23 protein-coding genes and 1 pseudogene are annotated in these 23,244 nt (G+C 34.2%); 17 read left to right on the plus strand and 7 right to left on the minus strand.

Annotated features, from left to right (window positions below; all coding sequences use genetic code 11):
• Window positions 1-26 precede the first annotated feature (26 nt).
• The 6 genes from hemE to EG814_RS01995 all read left to right on the plus strand — a co-directional run bounded on the left by hemE (window position 27) and on the right by EG814_RS01995 (window position 5,268).
• The gene (hemE, locus tag EG814_RS01970; RefSeq protein WP_125718373.1) at window positions 27-1,052 is read left to right on the plus strand and encodes a uroporphyrinogen decarboxylase; all 1,026 of its coding nucleotides are present in this window, start codon (window positions 27-29) and stop codon (window positions 1,050-1,052) included.
• Window positions 1,053-1,215: 163 nt separating this feature from the next.
• Window positions 1,216-1,767 carry a transposase gene (locus EG814_RS01975; protein ID WP_125718375.1) on the plus strand — a complete coding sequence of 184 codons (552 nt, stop codon included), beginning with the start codon at window positions 1,216-1,218 and terminating at the stop codon, window positions 1,765-1,767.
• Between the two features lie 138 nt (window positions 1,768-1,905).
• Entirely contained in the window at window positions 1,906-2,289 is a 384-nt protein-coding gene (locus EG814_RS01980; protein ID WP_125718377.1) for a hypothetical protein, read from the plus strand.
• 2 nt (window positions 2,290-2,291) lie between these two features.
• On the plus strand, window positions 2,292-3,206 hold the full coding sequence (gene hemF / locus EG814_RS01985; RefSeq protein ID WP_125718379.1) for an oxygen-dependent coproporphyrinogen oxidase: 915 nt from the start codon (window positions 2,292-2,294) through the stop codon (window positions 3,204-3,206).
• A gap of 152 nt (window positions 3,207-3,358) precedes the next feature.
• The gene (locus EG814_RS01990) at window positions 3,359-4,297 is read left to right on the plus strand and encodes a DUF4421 family protein (protein WP_125718381.1); all 939 of its coding nucleotides are present in this window, start codon (window positions 3,359-3,361) and stop codon (window positions 4,295-4,297) included.
• Between the two features lie 80 nt (window positions 4,298-4,377).
• Complete coding sequence (locus EG814_RS01995; protein ID WP_125718383.1) at window positions 4,378-5,268, plus strand: fructose bisphosphate aldolase; 891 nt, start codon at window positions 4,378-4,380, stop codon at window positions 5,266-5,268.
• A gap of 50 nt (window positions 5,269-5,318) precedes the next feature.
• On the opposite strand, the gene EG814_RS02000 is transcribed toward EG814_RS01995, so the two are convergent.
• A complete protein-coding gene (locus EG814_RS02000) occupies window positions 5,319-7,181 on the minus strand; it encodes a hypothetical protein (protein WP_125718385.1) in 1,863 nt (620 codons plus the stop codon).
• A gap of 3 nt (window positions 7,182-7,184) precedes the next feature.
• Window positions 7,185-7,817, minus strand: a complete 633-nt coding sequence (locus EG814_RS02005; RefSeq protein WP_125718387.1) for a hypothetical protein — start codon at window positions 7,815-7,817, stop codon at window positions 7,185-7,187.
• Window positions 7,818-8,026: 209 nt separating this feature from the next.
• On the opposite strand from EG814_RS02005, the gene hemB reads away from it, so the two are divergent.
• Together hemB and EG814_RS02015 are read left to right on the plus strand one after the other, a co-directional pair.
• Complete coding sequence (gene hemB, locus EG814_RS02010) at window positions 8,027-9,025, plus strand: porphobilinogen synthase (protein WP_125718388.1); 999 nt, start codon at window positions 8,027-8,029, stop codon at window positions 9,023-9,025.
• Window positions 9,025-9,423: a c-type cytochrome gene (locus EG814_RS02015; RefSeq protein WP_125718390.1), complete on the plus strand. Its 399-nt coding sequence runs from the start codon at window positions 9,025-9,027 to the stop codon at window positions 9,421-9,423. The genes hemB and EG814_RS02015 overlap by 1 nt, the downstream gene beginning before the upstream one ends.
• Window positions 9,424-9,490: 67 nt before the next feature.
• On the opposite strand, the gene EG814_RS02020 is transcribed toward EG814_RS02015, so the two are convergent.
• Window positions 9,491-11,548 (minus strand): M13 family metallopeptidase, encoded by a 2,058-nt coding sequence (locus EG814_RS02020; RefSeq protein ID WP_125718393.1) that lies wholly within the window; start codon window positions 11,546-11,548, stop codon window positions 9,491-9,493.
• A gap of 228 nt (window positions 11,549-11,776) precedes the next feature.
• On the opposite strand from EG814_RS02020, the gene EG814_RS02025 reads away from it, so the two are divergent.
• From EG814_RS02025 to EG814_RS21245, 5 genes and pseudogenes are all read left to right on the plus strand, one after another.
• Window positions 11,777-12,442 carry an SCO family protein gene (locus EG814_RS02025; RefSeq protein WP_125718395.1) on the plus strand — a complete coding sequence of 222 codons (666 nt, stop codon included), beginning with the start codon at window positions 11,777-11,779 and terminating at the stop codon, window positions 12,440-12,442.
• A 104-nt stretch (window positions 12,443-12,546) separates the two neighbouring features.
• A complete protein-coding gene (locus EG814_RS02030) occupies window positions 12,547-12,786 on the plus strand; it encodes a FeoA family protein (protein ID WP_008465698.1) in 240 nt (79 codons plus the stop codon).
• Window positions 12,786-14,885, plus strand: coding sequence for a ferrous iron transport protein B (feoB, locus tag EG814_RS02035; RefSeq protein ID WP_125718397.1), 2,100 nt, complete (start codon window positions 12,786-12,788; stop codon window positions 14,883-14,885). Before EG814_RS02030 ends, feoB begins: the two co-directional genes overlap by 1 nt.
• A gap of 552 nt (window positions 14,886-15,437) precedes the next feature.
• Window positions 15,438-15,901 (plus strand): annotated as a pseudogene (gene tnpA, locus EG814_RS02045) (IS200/IS605 family transposase).
• Between the two features lie 113 nt (window positions 15,902-16,014).
• The gene (locus EG814_RS21245) at window positions 16,015-16,137 is read left to right on the plus strand and encodes a hypothetical protein (RefSeq protein WP_262699312.1); all 123 of its coding nucleotides are present in this window, start codon (window positions 16,015-16,017) and stop codon (window positions 16,135-16,137) included.
• 32 nt (window positions 16,138-16,169) lie between these two features.
• Here the strand turns inward: EG814_RS21245 and EG814_RS02050 are convergent, their stop codons facing one another.
• The 3 genes from EG814_RS02050 to EG814_RS02060 all read right to left on the minus strand — a co-directional run bounded on the left by EG814_RS02050 (window position 16,170) and on the right by EG814_RS02060 (window position 18,787).
• On the minus strand, window positions 16,170-16,823 hold the full coding sequence (locus EG814_RS02050; protein WP_125718400.1) for an HD domain-containing protein: 654 nt from the start codon (window positions 16,821-16,823) through the stop codon (window positions 16,170-16,172).
• Between the two features lie 185 nt (window positions 16,824-17,008).
• Window positions 17,009-18,001, minus strand: coding sequence for an acyl-ACP desaturase (locus EG814_RS02055; RefSeq protein ID WP_125718402.1), 993 nt, complete (start codon window positions 17,999-18,001; stop codon window positions 17,009-17,011).
• A 45-nt stretch (window positions 18,002-18,046) separates the two neighbouring features.
• A complete protein-coding gene (locus EG814_RS02060) occupies window positions 18,047-18,787 on the minus strand; it encodes a lysophospholipid acyltransferase family protein (protein WP_125718404.1) in 741 nt (246 codons plus the stop codon).
• Window positions 18,788-18,912: 125 nt separating this feature from the next.
• Between EG814_RS02060 and rnpA the strand changes: the two genes are divergently transcribed.
• From rnpA to EG814_RS02080, 4 genes are all read left to right on the plus strand, one after another.
• Window positions 18,913-19,317: a ribonuclease P protein component gene (gene rnpA, locus EG814_RS02065; RefSeq protein ID WP_125718406.1), complete on the plus strand. Its 405-nt coding sequence runs from the start codon at window positions 18,913-18,915 to the stop codon at window positions 19,315-19,317.
• 70 nt (window positions 19,318-19,387) lie between these two features.
• Window positions 19,388-20,227, plus strand: a complete 840-nt coding sequence (locus EG814_RS02070) for a DUF4349 domain-containing protein (RefSeq protein WP_125718408.1) — start codon at window positions 19,388-19,390, stop codon at window positions 20,225-20,227.
• Window positions 20,228-20,229: 2 nt separating this feature from the next.
• Window positions 20,230-21,867 (plus strand): S41 family peptidase, encoded by a 1,638-nt coding sequence (locus EG814_RS02075; RefSeq protein WP_125718410.1) that lies wholly within the window; start codon window positions 20,230-20,232, stop codon window positions 21,865-21,867.
• Window positions 21,868-21,870: 3 nt separating this feature from the next.
• Complete coding sequence (locus tag EG814_RS02080) at window positions 21,871-22,674, plus strand: OmpA family protein (RefSeq protein WP_125718412.1); 804 nt, start codon at window positions 21,871-21,873, stop codon at window positions 22,672-22,674.
• Between the two features lie 66 nt (window positions 22,675-22,740).
• On the opposite strand, the gene EG814_RS02085 is transcribed toward EG814_RS02080, so the two are convergent.
• Window positions 22,741-23,187 carry a GNAT family N-acetyltransferase gene (locus EG814_RS02085; protein WP_125718414.1) on the minus strand — a complete coding sequence of 149 codons (447 nt, stop codon included), beginning with the start codon at window positions 23,185-23,187 and terminating at the stop codon, window positions 22,741-22,743.
• Window positions 23,188-23,244 lie beyond the last annotated feature (57 nt).

The raw sequence follows: 23,244 nt of genomic DNA on the forward strand, positions 1-23,244 counted from the left end.
GCGACTTTGCAACTAAAATAAAAAACATGTTAAAAAACGACCTATTTTTAAAAGCCTTAAAAGGAGAAACGGTTCAGCGTCCGCCGGTATGGATGATGCGTCAGGCAGGAAGATATTTACCAGAATTTAGAGAACTGCGTGATAAATATGATTTTTTTACGCGTTGTGAAACTCCAGAATTAGCTGCTGAAATCACGGTTCAGCCAATTCGCAGAATTGCTCCAGATGCAGCGATTTTGTTTTCAGATATTTTGGTTGTACCTCGCGCAATGGGAATTCATGTAGAATTGAAAGACAATTTAGGGCCAATCATTCCGAACCCTATTCGTTCTTTGGCAGATGTTCATAAAGTTTATGTTCCAGATGTAAATGAAACTTTAGGTTACGTTTTTGACGCTGTAAAACTGACCAAAGAAATGCTGAACGACGAAGTGCCATTAATTGGTTTCGCTGGTTCGCCTTGGACAATTTTCTGTTATGCTGTTGAAGGAAAAGGTTCTAAAAGTTTTGACACGGCAAAAGGTTTCTGTTTTTCTAACCCTGCTGCAGCACATACTTTATTACAAAAAATTACAGACACTACTATTTTATACTTAAAAGAAAAAGTAAAATCGGGTGTAAATGCCGTTCAGATTTTTGATTCTTGGGGAGGAATGCTTTCTCCTGTTGATTATCAAGAATTTTCATGGAAATACATCAACCAGATCGTTGATGCTTTGGCCGATATTACGCCGGTTATTGTTTTCGGAAAAGGATGTTGGTTTGCTCTTGGCGACATGGGTAAAAGCCGCGCATCTGCTTTAGGTGTTGACTGGACTTGTTCGGCTAGAAATGCTCGTTATTTGTCTGGTGGAAATATCACATTACAAGGAAATTTCGATCCATCAAGATTACTTTCACCAATTCCGACAATTAAGAAAATGGTTCACCAAATGATCGACGAATTCGGAAAAGACAAATATATCGTAAACTTAGGTCACGGAATTTTACCAAATATTCCTGTAGATCACGCTAAGGCGTTTATTGATGCTGTTAAGGAATACGGTCAATAGTATTCAGTGTTCAGTTTTTTTAGTAATCAGTTTGCCTTTCCTGCAAGGTTTCCAAAACCTTGTAGGTATTTAATAAGCGTAAAGTTTATAGATTATGTTTAATAGATACCTACAAGGTTTTGAAAACCTTGCAGGAACGCTAAAAATGAAAGGTTGAATAAGAATGAAGTTGGAGATTTTAGAAAAATATTGTTATTATCACATTTATAATCGCGGAATAAATGGCGCTACTATCTTTGAAAATGATGAAAACAAAATATATTTCTTAAAACAATTAGCAAAATACACTGAAAACAAGCTTTCAATATTTGCTTATTGCCTGATGAAGAATCATTTTCATTTGGTAATTCGATTGAATGTTGAAGAAAAAGAAGTTACCCAATCCTTTTCAAATTTGTTTAATTCTTATGCAAAAGCATTTAACAAACAAATCAATAGAACCGGAAGTTTATTTGAAAAACATTTCAAAAGAATCAAATTAAAAGATGAAAATTATTTAAGGCGATTAATTATTTATATTCATTTAAATCCAAAACATCATTTAGATCAGGATTTTAAGAGTTTTAGATTTTCTTCTTATCAGGCATTTTTATCTGATAAAGAAACTAAAATTGAACGAGAAGAAGTTTTAGATTTATTTGGAGATTTTGAAAATTTCATTTTTTGTCACAATCAAAAAAATGATTTTTTAGACGAGGTTTACACTTTTGAATAATTTTTAAGTTCTCCTCCTGCAAGGTTTCCAAAACCTTGTAGGTATGGATGCACAAAGCTAGAAATATTTAGGTTACGTTAAAAATAGACACCTACAAGGTTTTGGAAACCTTGCAGGAGAACGAAAAAGAATAAAACAATGCTCAACAAAGCCCTAAGAGACGAAGAAAAAATCAGAATTGATAACGTTCTTAAAACGTTACGAACACTTATTTTCGTGCCTTATCCGTTGAGCCATTTACAAAAAACAAATATTGAAAATCAGCTTAAAGATTTCGGATTAAATCTTGAAACTTTAGTTAATTATTCAAATGAAGAACTTATTGATTTATTAGTTCGATGCCATTTAGACTGGGATCATTTAGAACAATTTGCCGATTTACTTTTGGAATTTTCTAAAGCAGAAGAATATAACTTTCAGGAAAAAGCTTTGGCGATTTACCAATATATTCAACAGAAAAGCAATGTTTTCTCTTTCGGAATAAATACAAAAATTGCTTCGGCGAAAGCCAAAAAACAATAATCATGAAAGACCAATTTTACGCCTACATACAAAACTTACAAGACCAAATTGTCGCTGGTTTAGAAGCCGTAGACGGAACTGCAAAATTCCGTGAAGATTTATGGAAACGCCCGGAAGGCGGCGGCGGAAGAACACGTGTTATAGAAAACGGTCCCGAAGGATCGGGAGTATTCGAAAAAGGCGGTGTCAACATTTCAGCTGTTCACGGAAAATTACCTGAAACAATGCAAAAGATGTTTGGCGTTGGCGAAGCCGATTTCTTTGCCTGCGGACTAAGTTTGGTCATTCATCCGAAAAGTCCAATGGTTCCTACTGTGCACGCCAATTGGCGATATTTCGAAATGTACGATGAAGCTGGAAATGTTATTCAGCAATGGTTTGGTGGCGGACAGGATTTAACGCCTTATTATTTGTTTGAAGAAGATGCCATTCACTTTCATCAAACTTGTAAAACAGCTTGCGATAAACACAATACTGAATTCTATCCGAAATATAAGAAACAATGTGATTCGTATTTCTGGAATGCGCATCGAAATGAAGCGAGAGGTTTAGGCGGTTTGTTTTTTGATTATTGCAAAGCAAATGATGAAATGTCAATGGATGATTGGTACAATTTCGTAACCGAAGTTGGAAATAGTTTTCTTGAAGCGTATGTACCAATTGTAGAAAGAAGAAAAAATCTTTCGTATACACCAGAACAGAGAACTTGGCAGGAAATTCGTCGCGGTCGTTATGTCGAATTTAATTTGGTTCACGACAAAGGAACTTTATTCGGCTTAAAAACCAACGGAAGAATTGAGAGTATTTTAATGAGTCTGCCTCCGCATGTGCAATGGGTTTACGACCATCATCCAGAAGTGGGAAGCGCGGAAGAAAAATTGATTGATGTATTGGCAAATCCGCGTGAGTGGATTTGATAATCGTTATTTAATTTTTTTAAACACATAGAAACATAGATATAAAGACATATCTTAGAGGTGATTTTAGAAAATCATAATTTTCACACATAGTCTTATGTGATTTATTACAAGTGAAACGTCTTTTTAAAATCTATTAAAACTATGTCTCTATGTGTTCCAAAATAACCTGTCTAGCCTTCCTATCTAGCATTTTCGGCTGTTTCGCTCAAAACGACACCTTACAAAATCGGTATTTTAAATCGTACAATGACAAAATTACGGCCAGTGTTTATTATTTAGACACCTCGAATAGCTTTCAGATTACCTCAGATATTGAGGAACCAAAATTCTATGTTGATCTTATTCCCAATCGCCGCGAACAGATTGGTTTTAGCTTAAGCTATAAAATTATTGACATTTCGATTGGTTTTGCGCCTAAATTCCTAAGCGGAAATACTGGCGATTCAAAATCTAAAAACTTTAATTTTCATACCCGTTTTTATTACAAAAAATGGATGCAGTCTTTTACATTCATTAATCAAAAAGGATTTTATATTAGCGATGATAATATTACGGCGCAATTGCCTAATATGCGAACCACAAAAATTGGCGGATCGACTTCTTATATTTTCAATGATAAATTCTCTTTTAAAACCCTGACAAGCCAAAACGAATGGCAGACCAAAAGTTCAGGCAGTTTTATTCCGTCTTTCTCTTTTTATTACACCAATTTGGATTTAAACACTCCCGATTCCTCTCCTGGAGATTTGTATGTGTTTACCCTGGCTCCTGCTTATTACTACAACTTTGTAATTAGCGACAGGGTTTTAATTGGTGCTGGTTTGGCTTTGGGAGCTGGAATTAATGATATTGACGGAGATACCTCTGCTTTATATCAAGCCGATTTTAATTTAAAACTGGCTTATAATAACGATCGTTTCTTTGGTTTTGCTAGTCTTAATACGGTGAGTTTTGCTCAAGACGACAAAGTTGATCCGCGGTTAAATGACAATATTGCTACCGTCAAACTTTCTGTTGGTTACCGATTTGATCCTCCCAAAAAGGTAAAAGAAGTTTATGACAAAGTCAACGATAAAATTGGATTGTAAGAATTTTTTACTGCTAACAAGAATTAAGCGAGAAAAAATTCTTAATTTAGAGAGATTTACAAAAACTAAAATTCGTTAGTATGAAAAATATAGAACAATTAAATCTCATGCATTCCGGAAAAGGATTTATTGCAGCATTAGACCAAAGTGGTGGCAGTACTCCAAAGGCATTATCGCAATATGGCGTTTTGGAAAACAGTTATAAAAATGAGGAAGAAATGTACACGCTTGTACATGAAATGAGAACCCGAATTATTAAAAGTCCGGCTTTTGACAGCCAATATATTCTAGGGGCTATTTTGTTTGAAAATACAATGGACCGCAAAATAGACGGACAATGGACAGCTGAATATCTTTGGGAGAAAAAACATATTATTCCATTTCTGAAAGTAGATAAAGGTCTTACCGATCTTGCGAATGGCGTTCAGTTAATGAAACCTATTGAAAATCTAAATGCGTTATTGGATCGTGCTGTAGAACGAAAAATCTTTGGAACCAAAATGCGTTCTGTTATCAAAGAGGCAAATGCAATTGGAATTCAAGAAGTGGTTGGACAGCAGTTTGCCGTTGGCTTGCAAATTTTTCAAAAAGGATTAGTTCCTATAATTGAACCTGAGATTGATATTTACAGTCCAGACAAACAAAAATCTGAAGAAATACTGAAAGAAGAAATTCAGAAACAGCTTAATTTATTGGATGAAGATGTAAAAGTGATATTGAAACTTTCTATTCCGACAGTAAATAACTTTTATAGCGATTTAATGTCAGATCCTCACGTGGTGCGCGTTGTAGCGCTTTCTGGAGGATATTCTCTTGAAGAAGCCAATAAGAAATTGGCAGAAAATCACGGACTTATTGCCAGTTTCTCGAGAGCATTATCAGAAGGGCTTACCGCCCAACAGCTTGATTCTGAATTTAACGCTCGATTAGAAAATTCGATTAAGGAAATTTACGAAGCTTCGATTCAATAAAACCATAAAAAAACCCTGAGACATTAGTTTCAGGGTTTTCGTTTTTTAGATTATTTCGTAGTCATTTCATCAGCTAAATCTAATGTCTGCAAAATGATATTTTTATCAGACTTAAAAGAGTTCAGTTTAAAAACGAATTTCAGTTTATTGTCAATTAGCTTTTTAGGCGACTCAATCGAAACATCTGAAAACTGAGCCGAAATTTTTGCCATTCGAACCAATTCAGAATCTTTAGCTTTTTTGCCAAATGTTTTCACCGTTTGTGCTATGTTCAGCTTTCCAGAAATGTAATTTTTACTCAAATCTTTCTTTGTATCTTTAGCAAAAGATCCTTTTCCAGCGCCAAAGTAATTTTTTGTATTAGCAACAATTACTACGTCTTTGTCTTTTATAATAAATACATTATCATATTCTTGAGTTCCAACAATAGTATAAACATTTCCGTTTTGAACCAATACTTTTTTACGAACGCCCAATTGCAGTAATTTATCTCCAAATGTTGGATGTGTCGAAGTGAAAATAAAACCAAACAGCGGAATTTCTTTTTTCACTTTCTCTTCCGTTATTTTTTCTTCATAATTTTCATCGTATCCATATTGTTTGGTCATTACCTCAACTTCTTTCACATCATATAAAAAAGCACTTAAATCTCCATCAAAAAGCTTTGCTGTAGCTTCTTCATCGACAATTGTCGATATTAAATCTGTCACGAGCGTAATATCTTCTTTAGAGAATTTCGGGTTTTGAAATAATTCTGTCATTAACGACGGAAAGTTTTCAAGCGCCGCTTTTGTATTCGCATGATACGAAACATATCCTAAAGGTTTTTCTGCCGGGAAATAGTTGTAAATATTCTTGTTGATTTTTCGATTACTAATTTTGCTTACCACATCGGCAATCTGCGGAGAATATTCTACCACTTCTTCGATTCGGGCATTATCATTATCAAAATAAAAATCCAAATTGATTCCTTTTATAAAATTTCCAAAGTTATTCTGCATGGGCAAATATTTGTCATACCCACCCAATAAGGAAAGTGGATAATTATAAAGCGAATAAAAACTTGAAATAAATCCGCCATAATTTACCCAAGACGAAATATCTGCCGAAACATTTATTTTGTTAGAACTTGGCGGTGTAAAACCGTTTTCGAATAATGACTTTATAATTTCACGCTGTTTCTCAGCTAAGTTTTTATCAAATTCGGCTTGCTCAGCAGTATACTCTTCATACGGATTTCCATTAAATAATGCCTCCATTTCTGTTTCCATCGGAGAATTAATATCCAATCTTTCATCTGGCATTATTGACGGTTCCCCTATTTTTGGCGGATTTTCCATATTTGGAACATCATAAACCGCAGGAGCTTCTACTTCTACTGCTTGTTCATAAGGTTCCGCCACAGCAACAGAATCCATTGCTAAAGTAGTTTCTGCTGCATCATAAAATTTAGACGGAAGTCTTTTTGTCAATTCGATTATAACCAAATGCGTATCATTCCAAACAAAAGATCTTTTTACTCCGCTTGGTGTAAAAACCGCATATTTTCCGAAATCTTCAATTGCACCATTTTTATCATTTGCACCTTGTTTTTCAATCAAATATTGTTTAACTGCTTCCTTGCTTTTTACAGGAATCGTTACTTGATAAAAAGGAACAGAATCTAAGAAATTGCCATGAATGGTAATCTGATCGTCTAATTTAATCACAGAAGTATATTGACGAAGATCAAAATCAGGTTTTTTACTGATGTATCTCGTCAAAATAGGATGATTTAAAACTTCGTCAATGCTAACTTTTTTAGAAAGCTGTTTTCCGTTAAACTGTACAAAATAGTCGTATTGGTCTGGAACAGTTTGTCCAAAAGTAAAATACGTGGCGAATAAAAAAATTAAGGTGTAAAAATGCTTCATAAATTATGGCGTTAATTGGATTGTATTATTCATTAATGTCGATTTTTTAAATACGCTGTACATACTTTGCTTCAAAAAAACCGTTTTTTTATTTTTTGAGATTTTACTATTCGGATTCTCTGCAGTAGCAATATCTTTATCAAAAGTATAGATTGAAATAATGCTGGCTTCTTCGAGGTCTTTCTTTTTCTTCGGATCGTTTACCACTTTTTCTGGAACGGGATACGAAGCAATTCTTTCAAAAGTTTTGCCGCTTCCGCTAAAGTGAATCTGATCACGCTGATTGTTTATCGTATTGACAACGGCATTTAATGCTTTCAAATTAGCGTAATTGAGTTTGATAATGAAGACGTAATTTTGGAAATCAGATTTTGTCGATACATTTGAAATACCTTCAATCTTCAAAGCTTTTGCTTTAAAATCACTTAGCTTAGCGTTTATTTCCTGTTCGTTCGGAATTTTAACGCCGTCGACTTCCTCAAGCCAAATAGCAGATTTGGTCTTAAACCAAGATTTTGAGAAATCGACCATCAGCGTATATTCACCACTTTGATCATCGTGATGTTTGATTCGTTCTGTAATTTCAAAACAGCTCGTTAAGAGCAGACAGCAAAATAAAGCGAGAATTTTCTTCATATCACAAATTTAAATCAAAAAAGTCACAATTTTTAGATAATATTAACTCTTTGAGAAAAAGACCCAAAGCTTAATTCTAGTCGTTTTTATTTACCTTTGCAACGCTGTTTTAAAGACAGTTATTCTTCAAAAAAAACAAAACAATAACAGTTTTAGAAATTACGATTTCGACAGAAATCTAAAATCTAAAATCTAAAATCTAAATTTATATGTTCCCATTACACAGAGGCAGAAGATTAAGAGTAAATGAATCTATTCGTTCTTTAGTTCGCGAAACCAGTTTAAGTCCATCCGATTTTATGTTTCCGATGTTTATTGCTGAAGGCGAAAATGTAAAAGTAGAAATTCCTTCAATGCCGGGAATCTTTCGCAGATCAATCGATTTGACTGTTGAAGAAGTAAAAGAAATTTATGCTTTGGGAATTCGTGCCGTAAATATCTACGTAAAAGTCAGCGAAAATTTAAAAGACAATACCGGAAAAGAAGCTTGGAACAAAGATGGTTTAATGCAGCAAGCTATTCGCGCTATTAAATCCGCTTGTCCAGAAATGATTGTAATGCCAGACGTTGCTTTAGACCCATATTCTATTTACGGTCACGACGGAATCATAAAAAATGGCGATGTTGAAAATGACAGTACAGTTGAAGCTTTAGTAAAAATGGCCGTTTCGCACGCAGAAGCTGGTGCCGATTTTGTTGCGCCAAGTGATATGATGGACGGAAGAGTGTTACGCCTTCGCGAAGGTCTTGATGCTGCTGGATTTCACAATGTTGGAATTATGAGTTATTCTGCAAAATATGCTTCGGCTTTTTACGGACCTTTTAGAGATGCGTTAGATTCGGCACCAAAAGAAGCCGATGTTGTGGTTCCGAAAGATAAAAAAACATACCAAATGGATTATGCCAACCGTATAGAAGCCATTAAAGAAACATTGTACGATGTAGAAGAAGGTGCCGATATGGTTATGGTAAAACCAGGAATTGCGTATCTTGATATTGTTCGCGAAGTTAAAAATGCTGTAAACGTTCCTGTAACTGTTTATCACGTTTCTGGAGAATATGCAATGATCAAAGCGGCCGCAGAAAGAGGCTGGTTGGACAACGATAAAATTATGATGGAGCAGTTAATGTGCATTAAACGCGCAGGTGCAAGTTTAATTTCTACTTATTTTGCGAAAGAAGCAGCAATACTTTTAAACAATAAATAATGAAAAAAGTATTGTTTTTATCTGCTGTTTTAGCATTTGCTTCTTGTAAAAAAGAAGGTTCGCAAAATGCAAATACAGCAACCGAATCTGTTTCTGAAGGAGAATCAGCGAAAGCCCAAACTCCAGAAGAATTAGGAAAACAGCTTTTTGAAGGCGCTGGAAATTGTTTTGCTTGCCATCAACCAGATCAAAAAGTAGTTGGACCAAGCATTAAAGAAATTGCAAAAATCTACAAAGACAAAAATGGCGATATGGTTACTTTTTTAAAAGGAAACGCAGAACCAATTGTAGACCCAAGTCAGTTTGCGGTTATGCAGACTAATTTTGCCATAACAAAATCAATGTCTGATGAAGAATTGAAAGCAATTGAAACTTACATTTACAGTCATTTAAAATAATTGACTTTTATTCCATAAAAAAACGGCGCTTTTATCAAGCGCCGTTTTTTGTATTATATCATTTTGATTACCAGATTTTAACTCGTTTTTCTGGTTCAACATACATTTTATCTCCTTTTTTAATATCGAAAGCTTTGTAGAAAGCATCCACATTCTGAATTGGAACGTAAGCTCTGTACATTCCAGGCGAGTGCGGATCTGTTTTTACTTGATTTTTGATCGCTTCGTCTCTTGTTTTTGTTCTCCAAACCGTAGCCCAAGAAATAAAGAAACGCTGTTCTGGTGTAAATCCGTCGATTAAACCTGGATTTCCGTGCGCTTTCAAATACAATTGTAATCCGTCATATGCAGCGTTGATTCCGCCTAAATCTCCAATGTTTTCACCTAAGGTAAAATGTCCATCTACGTGAATTCCTGGCAATGGTTCAAGTGCGCTGTATTGGTTTGCTAAATCTGTTCCAAGAGCAGTAAATTGTTTCAAATCTTCTTCTGTCCACCAGTCAACCAAGTTTCCTTCCGCATTGTAGCGAGCACCAGAATCATCAAATCCGTGAGAAATCTCGTGTCCGATTACAGCACCGATTCCACCATAATTAACCGCCTCGTCAGCTTGGTAATTATAGAAAGGTGGCTGTAAAATAGCAGCTGGAAAAACAATTTCGTTATAAGACGGATTGTAATATGCGTTTACGGTTTGCGGAGACATATGCCATTCTGTTTTATCAACTGGTTTAGACAACTTATCTACGCTTTTTTTAAAGTTCCATCTTGACAAATTTTTAGTATTTTCAAAATAACTTCCACCTTCTGCGATACTTTTGGTTTCTAAAGCCGAATAATCTTTCCATTTATCTGGGTATCCAACTTTTATGGTAATCTTATTCAATTTTTCGATCGCTTTCAACTTTGTATCTTTAGACATCCAAGTCAAATTGTTAATACGGTTTTGGTACGCCGTGATCACATTATGAATCATATCTACCGCTTTGGTTTTAGCTTCAGCTGGAAAAACTTTCTCTACGTAAAGTTTCCCCAGAGCTTCGCCAATTGCTCCGTTCACCATATTAAGCGCTCTTTCGTCTGATGGAAGCTGTTTAATTGCTCCTCTCAAAGTTTTGCTGTAAAAATCAAAATTAGCATTATCGATTGCTGTTGTCAGTTTGGTTGCCGAACCGTTAAGCAAATCCCATTTTAGGTATTCTTTCCATTGTCCTACTTTGTTTTCTGTAAAAACAGTTTGCAAAGCAGTCATGTATTTAGGTTCAGAAACTATCACAGAATCCAGTTTAGCAATTCCCAAACCAGTAAAATAATCATTCCATTTGATTGCCGGAGTTAGTTTTTGAATAGCGTCTACCGTCATTGGATTGTATTGTAAACGGCTGTCTCTTCTTTCAACTCGGTTTAATCTTGGCTTTGATAATTCTGTTTCTAAAGCCAAAATATCTTTCGCACTTTGTTTTGCTTTTTCTGGAGATTCTCCAATAAACTGTAGCATTCTTGCTATGTGCTGTTCGTATTTGGCACGTTTTTCTTTAGAATCTTTATCCTCTGAAGTGTAATAATCTTTATCAGGAAGACCAAGATCACTTGGCACCAAGTTTACCGAATTTTTAGAACTGTTTTTATCATCAGCACCAATGTAAATTCCGAAAAATCCAGAGCCTCCTTCTTTTTCCATTTCGACCAAATATTTCTGAACATCAGCAATATTTTTAATAGCGTCGATTTTTTTCAAATACGGTTTTAATGGTTCGATTCCTTTTTTATTTCTTCCAACAGAATCTAGGTAGGTATTAAATAAATTAACCGCTTTTCCCTGATCTGTATTCGATTTGTACTTAGGGTTTGCTGAAGCTTCTTTTAAAACTGCCATTACATCTTTGTCAGTTCTTTTGATTAATTCATTAAAACTTCCCCACGTCGTACGATCACTTGGAATTTCTGTTTTATCTAACCAAGTACCGTTTACATATTTGAAAAAATCCTGACTTGGACTAACTTTCGTATCCATATACGAAACATTGATACCTGGTTCCTTTGGAGCATTTTGAGCTTGGACTGCGGTAATTGCAAACATTGCAGATATCACACCAAACACAGGTTTAGCAAATTGTTTTTTCATAAAAAATTATAGTTTAAGGGAAAATACAAACATATTGTTATTATTTCAAAAAATGTGTTAAATTTTTAACTGGAAAATTAAAAAAGCGAATAAATTTCACAGCTATAAATTTTATATGTAGGCTATTGGTCTATAACTGCATAGTAAATGTTACAAAAGCCTGTTAAAAAAATAATTGAGTAAAGCTTTTAAAACCTGCTTTTTGTACTTTTGCGCCAAATTATTTTTATGAAATCGCTTTTATATAAATACCGCAAATTCTTTATTGTTCTAATAGTTTTTTCGGTTGTTACCATATCTTTGTTTTATTCTGCATTAAAACCCAAAAAGACACTTCCAATTTATAATCCCGCTGATGTTAATCCAGAATTGGTAGACAGTACGATTCAATATAAAAGTAAATACCACACTATTGCCGATTTTTCTTTCATCAATCAAAATGGTGATACTATTACCCAAAAAGACTACGAAGGAAAAATTTACGTTGCCGATTTCTTTTTTACAACCTGCGGATCGATATGCCCAAAGATGTCAACCAATTTGGTAGATGTTCAAAAGGCCGTTTTAAACAATCCGAAAGTAATGTTGCTTTCTCATACTGTTTTTCCAGAAGTTGACAGTGTTTCGGTTTTAAAAGCTTATGCCATAAAATATGGCGTTGTAGACAGCAAATGGAATCTGGTTACTGGCGACAAAAAAGAGATCTACACGATGGCCAGAAAATCGTATTTGGCTGTTAAACTAGGAAGACCAGATCAGCTTTATGATATGGTGCATACAGAAAATTTTGTTTTGGTCGATCAAAAACGACGTGTTCGAGGTTTTTATGACGGAACAAATAAAGAAGATGTAAAACGACTTTTGGAAGACATCGAATTTCTCTCAAACGAGTAAAAATGCCTTCTTTTTAGAAACATTTAGCATTTGTCGAAGTGTTAAATGCCTTGAAATAAAGAATAATTGCCTACTTTTGCAATCTAAATTCAATCTAAATAAGCTTGCAAAATACAATACACACTCTGAAAAAAGGCGAAAAAGCCATTATCAAAGATTTTGATATCGATCTTATTCCACTTAAATTATTAGAAATGGGTTGTCTTCCCGGCAGTTTAGTTGAATTACTGCAGGTTGCTCCTTTTGGTGATCCGTTATATTTGGATATTAACGGTTCTCATGTGGCAATCCGTATTGAAACCGCTCGTGAAATTGAAGTTGAACTTATCAAAACCAATTTGTAATGAGTGTTCAGAATATCAATGTTGCCCTTATCGGAAATCCAAATACCGGAAAAACTTCTGTTTTTAATCAGTTAACAGGTCTTAACCAGCAAGTGGGGAATTATCCCGGAATTACGGTTGAGAAAAAAATCGGTTTCTGTAAATTACCAAATAATATAAAAGCAAACATATTAGATTTACCAGGAACCTACAGTTTGAACGCCAGTTCAATGGACGAAAGTGTGGTTATCGAACTTTTGTTAAATAAAAACGACAAACTATATCCTGATGTTGCTGTAGTAGTAACTGATGTTGAAAATCTGAAACGAAATTTACTGATTTATACACAGATTAAAGACCTTGAAATTCCAACGATTTTGGTCATCAATATGTCAGATCGTATGGAGCGCAAAGGAATTTCTTTGGATATTCCGTATTTAGAAGAAAAACTAAAAACTAAAATTGCTTTAGTAAGTTCGAGAAAAGGTTTAGGAATTGAAGAATTAAAGGAACTGATTGTTTCATATAAAAACATTACGCACGAACCGTGTTTAAATGCTTCAGTTATTGATCCTGAATATTTTGAAAAGTTAAAACATGCTTTTCCGAATCAATTAATGTATAAATTGTGGTTGGTTATTACGCAAGACGTTAATTTCTCTAATTTAGATCGAAATGAAGTTCGAAGCACTTTTACCAAATCACATTCAGAATTAAAGCGTTTACAGCAGAAAGAGACCATCAAAAGATATCAGTTTATAAATGATGTCTTAAAAGAAGGTTTAAAAGTTGACGCTTCGTTGGCAAAAGATATTCGCGCCAAATTAGACCGTGTTTTAACGCATAAAGTTTGGGGTTACTTTATTTTCTTTGCCATTTTATTTTTGATTTTCCAATCGATTTTCAGCTGGTCAACCATTCCGATGGATTTCATTGACAGCACTTTTGCTTCTTTAAGCAGCTGGGTTGCAGAAGAACTGCCAAGCGGTATTTTAACCGATTTGCTTTCGCAAGGAATTATTCCGGGTATTGGAGGTGTTATCATTTTCATTCCGCAAATTGCTTTCTTGTTTCTGTTCATTTCCATTCTAGAAGAAAGCGGTTATATGAGTCGTGTTGTGTTTTTAATGGACAAAATCATGCGTAGATTCGGACTCTCCGGAAAAAGTGTTGTGCCTTTAATTTCAGGAACAGCTTGTGCAATTCCGGCTATTATGGCAACTAGAAATATCGAAAACTGGAAAGAACGTTTGATCACGATTTTGGTAACGCCATTCACAACTTGTTCTGCAAGGTTACCCGTTTATGCCATTATTATCTCTTTGGTAGTACCTAGCAAACGCATTTTCGGATTTTTAAATGTTCAGGGATTAACGTTGATGGCCCTTTATGTACTAGGATTTTTTGCTGCGATTCTATCAGCTTATATTTTAAATAAAGTTTTAAAATTAGAATCTAAAACCTATTTTGTTGTTGAAATGCCAAGCTACAAAATGCCACTTCTCAAAAACGTTGGTATTAATGTGGTAGAAAAAACAAAAGCATTTATTGTTGGCGCAGGTAAAATCATTTTGGCAATATCTGTTATTTTATGGTTCTTGGCTTCTTACGGACCTGGAAAAGAATTTAATGATGCTGAAAACATTGTAAAAGAAAGATTTGCCAACACCACTTTAGATGAAACGCAGTTTGAAAACGAAGTGAATTCTCAAAAACTAGAGAATTCCTATATCGGATTAATGGGACGCGCAATTGAACCTGCCATTCAGCCTCTAGGTTACGATTGGAAAATCGGAATTGCCTTAATCAGTTCGTTTGCGGCACGTGAGGTTTTTGTTGGAACATTGGCGACTATTTACAGCGTTGGAGATACCGATAACGAATCGACCATAAAAAGTAAAATGCAGGCAGAAGTCCGTCCAGATACTGGAAAAAAAGTATTTGATTTTGCGACGGGAATTTCTTTATTGTTATTTTATGCTTTTGCTATGCAATGTGCCAGTACATTGGCCATTACAAAAAAAGAAACCAATTCGTGGAAATGGCCTGCAATGCAGTTAGTTTTCATGAGTGCATTGGCTTATTTTACTGCTTTAATCGCTTATCAACTATTAAAATAAAAAGTTATGATTCAGGAAATAATCGCCTTTACAATACTAGGAATTGCAGTAGCTTTTTTAGTCAAAAAATATTTCTTTAAATCGAAAAAGAAAAAGGACTGCGGTGATGGAAATTGCGGTTGCAGTTAGGGGTTTTATTTCACGGAGATTCGCAAAATAAACACAAAAGCTTCACAGAGATTTTTAAATTTCTTTGTGAAGCTTTTTTCTTGAATTTTGTTTTTAAAATTTGTCTTTTATTATTACTCAAAAGTTTTTTCTTGCCTATATCTATGTTTTCAATCTCATATTTTTGAATTGGTAATCTTATAAAGATAATCTTTCTTGGGTGTGACCCTTTCAGGGTCAATATGTCGCGCTAATCATTCTTTTTCTATAAACATATAATCCCTTCGGGATTTTTTGATAAATAAAAAATACAGTATCATGTATTTCTAGAAATCAAACTCCGAAGGAGTTAAATGTTTATAGAAAAAGAATAATCTCCATGATGCAATGACCCTGAAAGGGTCACACAACCACATTTTTACTTACATAACAATTCAAAATAAAATGGCAGGAACATTTTCTCAAATCTACATACAAGTAGTATTTGCAGTAAAAAATAGAAATTCTTTAATTGAAAAATCTTGGAAAGAAGAATTATACAAATACATAACAGGCATTGTTCAGAACAAAGGTCAAAAGATGCTAGCTATAAATGGAACATCTGATCATATTCATTTTTTGATTGGAATGAAGCCAACTTGTGCTTTATCTGATTTGATTAGAGAAATTAAAAAATCATCCAATGCATTTGTAAAGGAAAAGCAATATTCAAAATATGCGTTTCAATGGCAAGAGGTTATGGCGCTTTTTCTTATAGCCATTCTTCTTTAGAAAATGTTATTCGTTATATTGATAATCAGGAAGAGCATCATCGTAAAAGAAGTTTTAAAGAAGAATATCACGATTTCTTAATCAAATATAATATTGAATTTAAAGAAGAATTTTTGTTTGATTGGATCGATGCTTAAAGTCTGTTTTACTTTCGAAGAATAAAAAATGTCTTAATATGTTATTTAAAAAACATAAAGTATCTTCTTAATATATTTTCTAAAACTATTTTTGATTTTTAAATTCATCAACAATGACACAAGAAGATAGAATGGAAATTATACGAGACAATAGAGTCGCTCGATTATTGTGGTTTGCAATTGGTTTTTTCTGCGCTACAATTATTACGTATTTGATAATGAAAAATAATCATTAAGGCTGAATACTAAAATCTGAAATCTGAACACTTTATTTCAGCCCTTCCCACTCCGCATAAAACTGAGCAAGAAACGTTTCCATAAAGCGGTGTCTTTCGGTAGCAATTTCTTTTCCTTTTTGGGTATTCATTTTGTCTTTTAGCAATAAAAGCTTTTCGTAGAAATGATTTATTGTTGGAGCGTTGTTCTTTTTGTACTCCTCTTTGGTCATATTGGTAACCGGAGCAATTTCTGGATTGTATAATGCTCGATTCTTAAATCCGCCGTAATTGAACGCTCTTGCAACACCAATGGCACCAATTGCATCAAGACGATCTGCATCTTGCACAATATCTAATTCTACAGAAGTGAACTTTCTTTCGAAATTTCCGCCTTTATATGAGATATTTTCGATGATATTGACAACATGAGCAATTGTGTCCTCAGAAACATTTTCGGCTTCTAAAAACGCTCTTGCTGTTTTTGGCCCAATCGTTTCATCTCCATTATGGAATTTGCTATCGGCAATATCATGTAATAAAGCTCCCAATTGTACAACTGTAAGGTCACATTCTGTATCTTTTGCAATTAAAAGCGAATTTTTATAAACACGTTCTATGTGAAACCAATCGTGTCCACCTTCGGCATCGTTTAGTTTTTCTTTTACAAAAGTAATAGTTTTAATAATTAGTTCTGAAGTGTTCATACAGAGGTTTTTACAGTTCATAAAAAATGTTGATTGCCAAAGTTTGAAAAACCTCAACAATCAACAAATATATTTTTAATTTATATTAAAGCAACTTTGTTGCTTTTAAGAAATTCTAATCCCGAATTCTCGGGATAAATTCCAAATTCCAAATTCCAAAATCTGAAATCTACATTCTAAAATTTCTAAAGTCTCGCAGGCTCAACCCATTTAAAAATGTGAGATTCTTTAGGAATTACAATTCTTTCAGAGATTTTCGCCATACGCGCTGGTAATTTCATTAAGTAATCACGAGCTTTTTCTGCTTCATCAGTTAAATTGGTAATTTTATCAACTTCCCATTTATTGATTAATTTCTGCATAATATCTACATAATCGTTTGCTGTGTAAACACCGATACGTTGAGCAGAATCTGAAAACTGTTCAAAAGCTGTACTAATTTTTTGTCCAGATTCTCTTAAGAAGTGCGCTGGCATAACGATTTTTTGTTTCATCATGTACTGAAACGCCAACATCATTTCGCTTGGATCAACTTGAAAAATTCTGGTAACAAATTCACTGTAAGCATGGTGGTGACGCATTTCGTCGCCCGCAATCATCTTACACATTTTAGACAACTTGTTATCGCCAAACTTTTTAGCCATTTGTGCTACTCTGTTGTGCGAAACGTAGGTTGCTAATTCCTGGAAACTTGTGTATACAAAGTTTTTGTATGGGTCAGATCCAGTTCCAATATCAAAACCGTCGTTGATTAAATGCTGTGTTGTCATTTCGATTTCACGCATATTTACACGACCAGACAAATACAAGTATTTATTTAAAAGATCTCCATGACGGTTTTCTTCACCCGTCCATTGGCGAATCCATTTTGACCATCCGTTACCGCCGTCTTCCACTTGGTTTACACCTTCAACATCCATTAACCAAGACTCATATGTAGGCAATGCTTCCTCAGTGATCGTATCACCCACAAGCGTAACCCAGAAATCGTATGGAAGTTCTTTGGCAATTTCGCGTAATTCTTTTACCTCTTCAAAGAAATTTTCTCCTTGCGAATTAGGTAAGAAATCTGTCGGCTGCCAAATTTTTTCCACCGGAATTAAATACTGTTCAACGAAGCTATCCACGTTTTTTTCCAAAAACTGCATTACTTCTAATCTAATGTTTTTTATAGACATTACTCTTTTCTAATTTGGGACCTTTGCTTTCGCGAAAGCAAAAATCTATTTATACTCGTTTATTCCTTCTTTAACTGCTTTTTCAGTAATCTCCATCAGCTCTTCAAATTTGTAATCTTTGACAGCTAAAGCTTTATGTGCTGTAAACTTCAGATGATTTCCTAAACCAACAGGAAAAAAACCAAATTTTACCATTTTCCAAGAATTATTGATACTCACGGGTACGATGTATGCAGATGGTGCATATTTGCATAAAATCTTTAAACCGCTTTGCGCAAATTCTTTTGGTACACCCGTTTTGCTTCTTGTTCCTTCTGGGAAAATAACGGCAGATCTTGTGTTTTTTTCGATATATTCAGACAAGCCTTTGATAACTGGTATCGCTTGTTTAGGGTCTTTTCGGTCAATTAAGACAGATCCTCCATGTTTCAAATTAAATGAAACACTCGGAATTCCGCTTCCTAACTCCTTCTTACTTACAAATTTACAATGAAAACGTCTAAAGTACCAAATCATTGTCACGATATCGTACATACTTTGATGGTTTGCCACAAAAATAATTGGCACTCCTTTCGGAATTGTGTCTACGTTTTCTATGGTATATCTTGTTCCAACCAGCCTTGTGCAGGTTAAAAGGCAGAAGTTTAAATAATCAACACTTTTTTTGTGAGCCTGGTAACCAAAAACATTTAAGCAAATCCACTGAATTGGGTGAAAAACAACCAAACACAAACCAAATAATAAATAGTAAATTACCGATATGGGATAAGAAATAATTTTTTCCATGCTTCAAAAATTAATGCGCAAAAGTAGTAAATATATTTTTAGGCTTATAAAAATTGAAAACAATAACCGTTTTTCTGGTTTAATTGTACCTTTGCACTAAAATTTGCAAATTTTTTCTGAATTAAATGAACTTTACTTACCCTAAAAACGAGCGTTTAAAAAGCAAAACCACCATCGGATTATTATTTTCTGAAGGGAAATCGGTATCTAAATATCCGCTTCGTTTGGTTTACCGTCAAGCGGAAGCAAATTCAGAAGAACAAACCAAGGTTGGCGTTTCTGTTTCTAAGAAATATTTTAAGAAAGCCGTTGATCGAAATTACTTCAAAAGAGTTTTGAGAGAAACCTATCGTTTAAACAAACATTTACTTTTGGACAATCTGGATCAGTCGTATTCGATTATGCTTTTTTATCAGACCAAAGACCGTTTAACTTACGAAGAAATCAACACCAAAATGATACAACTGTTTGAGAAATTCACAGCTCAGATCAATAAACCGCTAGATTCTGAAACAAAAACAGAAGCGTAAATTTCAAAACGTAAGATTATTAATCAAGTTAGGCAAAAAAATCGTAGTTTTAGCTCTAAATTGAAATTTTATGCGAAATATTTTCTTTTTATCAATTTTCTTTTTGATTCTTTCGGGATGCAGTAAATCTTACGAACCAGATTCAAGAGACATCAAAATATCGGCTGTAAAACTTCCTGCAAAAGCAGAAGCTAATTACAATGAAGATGCCGTTCAATCAGCTCCACCTGCTCCAAAAGAAAAACAAGAAATTGAGCAAAAGATCATAAAACAAGCTAATTTACGATTTGAGACCGATAATCTTGAAAATACTTTTGCTCAAATTCAAAAATCAGTTAAAGCAAATAATGGTAATATTTTTAATGATACAGAAGGAAAAAACTACGATAATGTCAACAGGATTTTAGTAATAAAAGTTCCGAGTCAGAATTTTGACCGTTTTATCAGTGAAGTCTCCAAAGGCGTTTCTTATTTTGATGAAAAACAAATATCTGCCGAAGATGTTACGGAACAATTCATTGATTTAACTTCAAGACTAAAAACAAAGAAAAAACTCGAAGAACGTTATCTTGAAATTTTAAAGAAAGCGAACAAAGTCAGTGAAATATTAGAAATTGAAAAACAGATTTCGGCGATTCGAGAAGAAATCGAAGCCAAAGAAGGTCAACTTAAATATTTAGAAAGTCGTGTTTCTGAAAGCACGATTACTATCGAATTTTACAAAACAATAGCCGAAAAAGAAGGTGTTAAAATCTCATACGGGTCAAAACTTTGGACAGCCATTAAATCAGGATTTTTCAGTTTATCTGATTTTGTAATTTCCTTAATCAGCGTTTGGCCGTTTGTTATTATATTTATTGTATTAGCCTATTTTATTAGAAAAAGATTAAAAAGAAGAAAAAAAGAATAATCATGTATCCGTATTTCAAAAAGAAATTTATTATACCAGTCGCTGCGGCGGGAATGTTGTTTGTTGGAACCAGTTTTAAAGAAGATTTTTTTGAAATTGCCAAACAGATCGAGATTTTCACCACTTTGTTTAAAGCTGTAAATACCAATTATGTTGACGAAACCAATCCAGGAGATTTGATGGATAAAGCAATCAAAAGCATGCTGGGAAGTCTAGATCCGTATACGGTTTATTTTAACGAACAAGATGTTGTCAATTTTAAAATCAATAATACGGGAGAATATACCGGAATCGGCGCTTTAATTTCTAGAAAAAAAGACCGCTTGATTGTTCGCGAACCTTATAAAAATTATCCTGCAGACAAAGCCGGACTAAAGGCGGGCGACGAAATTATTCAGATTGGAGACATTCTGATTGCCGATTTTAAAGATGATGCTTCGTCATTATTGAAGGGAACCAAAAACACGAAAATCAACATCAAATATCTTCGTCAAGGAAAACCTTTTACTACAGTTTTGGTTTTGGATGAAGTCGATATTAAATCGGTTCCTTTTTATGGAAAAATTGATGATAAAACAGGTTATATTGTTTTGGCGCATTTTAGCAGAAAAGCGTCTGCGGAAGTGAAAGAGGCGTTAGAAAAATTAAAAGCCGACGGAGCGAAACAAATTGTTCTGGATTTGAGAGGGAATCCTGGAGGTCTGCTAAACGAAGCTATTGATATCTGTAATTTGTTTGTTCCAAAGAATGAAGTGATTGTAACAACCAAATCTCGAATTGAAAAACATAATAATACGTATAAAACCCAGAAAGAACCGATTGATACTGAAATTCCGTTGGCTATTTTAGTAAACGGCAGAAGTGCTTCGGCTTCAGAAATTGTTTCTGGTGCGTTGCAAGATTTGGATCGCGCTGTTGTTTTAGGTAGCCGAAGTTTCGGAAAAGGTTTGGTACAGCGTTCTGTTGATCTTACTTATGGAACGCAATTGAAAGTTACAATTTCGAGATATTATACGCCTTCTGGAAGATGTATTCAGGCTTTGGATTATGCGCACAAAGACAAAAATGGTGTGGCGCAGAAAACGGATGCTAAAAACTATAACGCTTTTAAAACTAGAAAAGGAAGAACGGTTTATGATGGCGGAGGTGTTTTGCCAGATATCGAATTGGAGGAAGCTAAAACAAGTGCAATAGCAACAGCTTTGATAAAAAATGATGGCGTTTTTGATTATGCAACGACTTACTATTACAAAAACCCAAATCTGGGCGATAAGATTCCAACTTTAACCGATGCGGATTACGCGGCCTTCAAACAATATTTAAAAACGAATAAAATCACTTTTGATACCGAAACAGAAGTGGCTTTGAAAAATACTTTAGCAGCAGCTAAAAAAGAAAAAATTGACGAGACGATCACTGCCGAATATCAGCAATTGTTGAACGCTTTAGAAAAAAGCGAAACGACTTTACTGGATAAAAATCAAAAAGAAATCAAAAACATGATTTTGGAAGAATTGATTAAAAGATATCAATATCAAGAAGGTTTGTATCAGTATTATTTAAAAAACAATTCGGAAATTAAAAGAGCAGTTAGTGTATTAAATAACCAGACAGAATATAAGACGATTTTAAAAATATAGTGAATGAAGATAACTTTAGCCTTACTTCTTTTTTCATTTTATACAGCAGAAGCACAACATAAACCTGTTGAAACCATTTATTTTGAATTTGACAGATATGATTTGACGAACAAACAAATCAATGTTGTTTCGAACTTTATAAAGAATATAGACACTGCTAAAATAGAGTCTATACAGATCTACGGCTATTGTGATGATCGTGGAAATGATGAGTATAACTTTAGATTATCTAATAATCGAGCCAATACGATTCAAAACCTGTTGGTCAATAAAGGATTTAATCAGAGTAAAATTGTTATTCTGGAAGGGAAAGGGCGTATTGTTGTAAAACCAGATACGGTTGAAAATCTTTACGAAACGCGTCTACGAAATCGGCGAGTTGACTTAATCGTCGTTAAGAAAAATAGTTTCGGAAAAGGGATTCATACTTCTTTTAAAGACAATTTAAAAGTTGGTGATAAAGTTTGCATGGAATCTATATTATTTGATATTGGAAGCGCAAAACTTACAGGCTCTTCTAAAAAAGAACTGGATAAAATTGCCTTAACACTCCAAAACCATAGAAATCTGAATTTTGAAATTCGCGGACATGTTTGCTGCACACCCGAAATTTACAGCGACGGAATTGACAGAGCGACTAGAGAAAGAAGACTTTCGTGGAATCGCGCCAAAACTGTTTTTCACTATTTAATGTCTAAAAAAATATCCAAAAGCCGCATGACTTATTTAGGATGCGGCAACAAATATCCGCTGGGAAAAGGTGATAATTATGATCGTCGCGTGGAGTTTGTAATTACTAAGATTTAGCTTTTTTTAAGGTACTGAGGCACTAAGGATCTAAGGCTAAAATCTGTTAAATGCTTCATTAGTTTTTTATTCCCTTGCCATCTCAATATGCGGAATATCGTCTTCTAAATACATTTCGCTGGTTTGCACAAAACCATGGCTTTCGTAAAATTTCTTTAAATACAATTGAGCTCCAATGGTTATTTTGTCTTTTCCGAAATTGGATTTTATTTGAGCAATTGCTTCACGCATTAAATCATGTCCAAATTTTCGGTCTCTGTAATTTTGATCTACAACGACTCTTCCAATTGAAGCGTTATCAAAACTAATTCCAGCATCAAATAACCTCGAATAGGCTACAATTTTGCCTTCAAACTCACCAATAAGGTGTAATGCTTTCTTGTCTTTATCATCAAGATCCAAATAAACGCAATTTTGCTCGACTACAAAGATCTCACTTCTCAATCTGAGCAAATCGTATAACTCAAACACCGTTAATGCCTCAAAAGGCTTTATTTTCCATTTTAATTCCATTCTACTTTAAATTTTGCCACGAAGGCACAAACGTCTTTTTTGCCACGAAGACACAAA

It is taken from the genome of Flavobacterium ustbae (assembly GCF_003946915.1).
Taxonomy (GTDB): domain Bacteria; phylum Bacteroidota; class Bacteroidia; order Flavobacteriales; family Flavobacteriaceae; genus Flavobacterium; species Flavobacterium ustbae.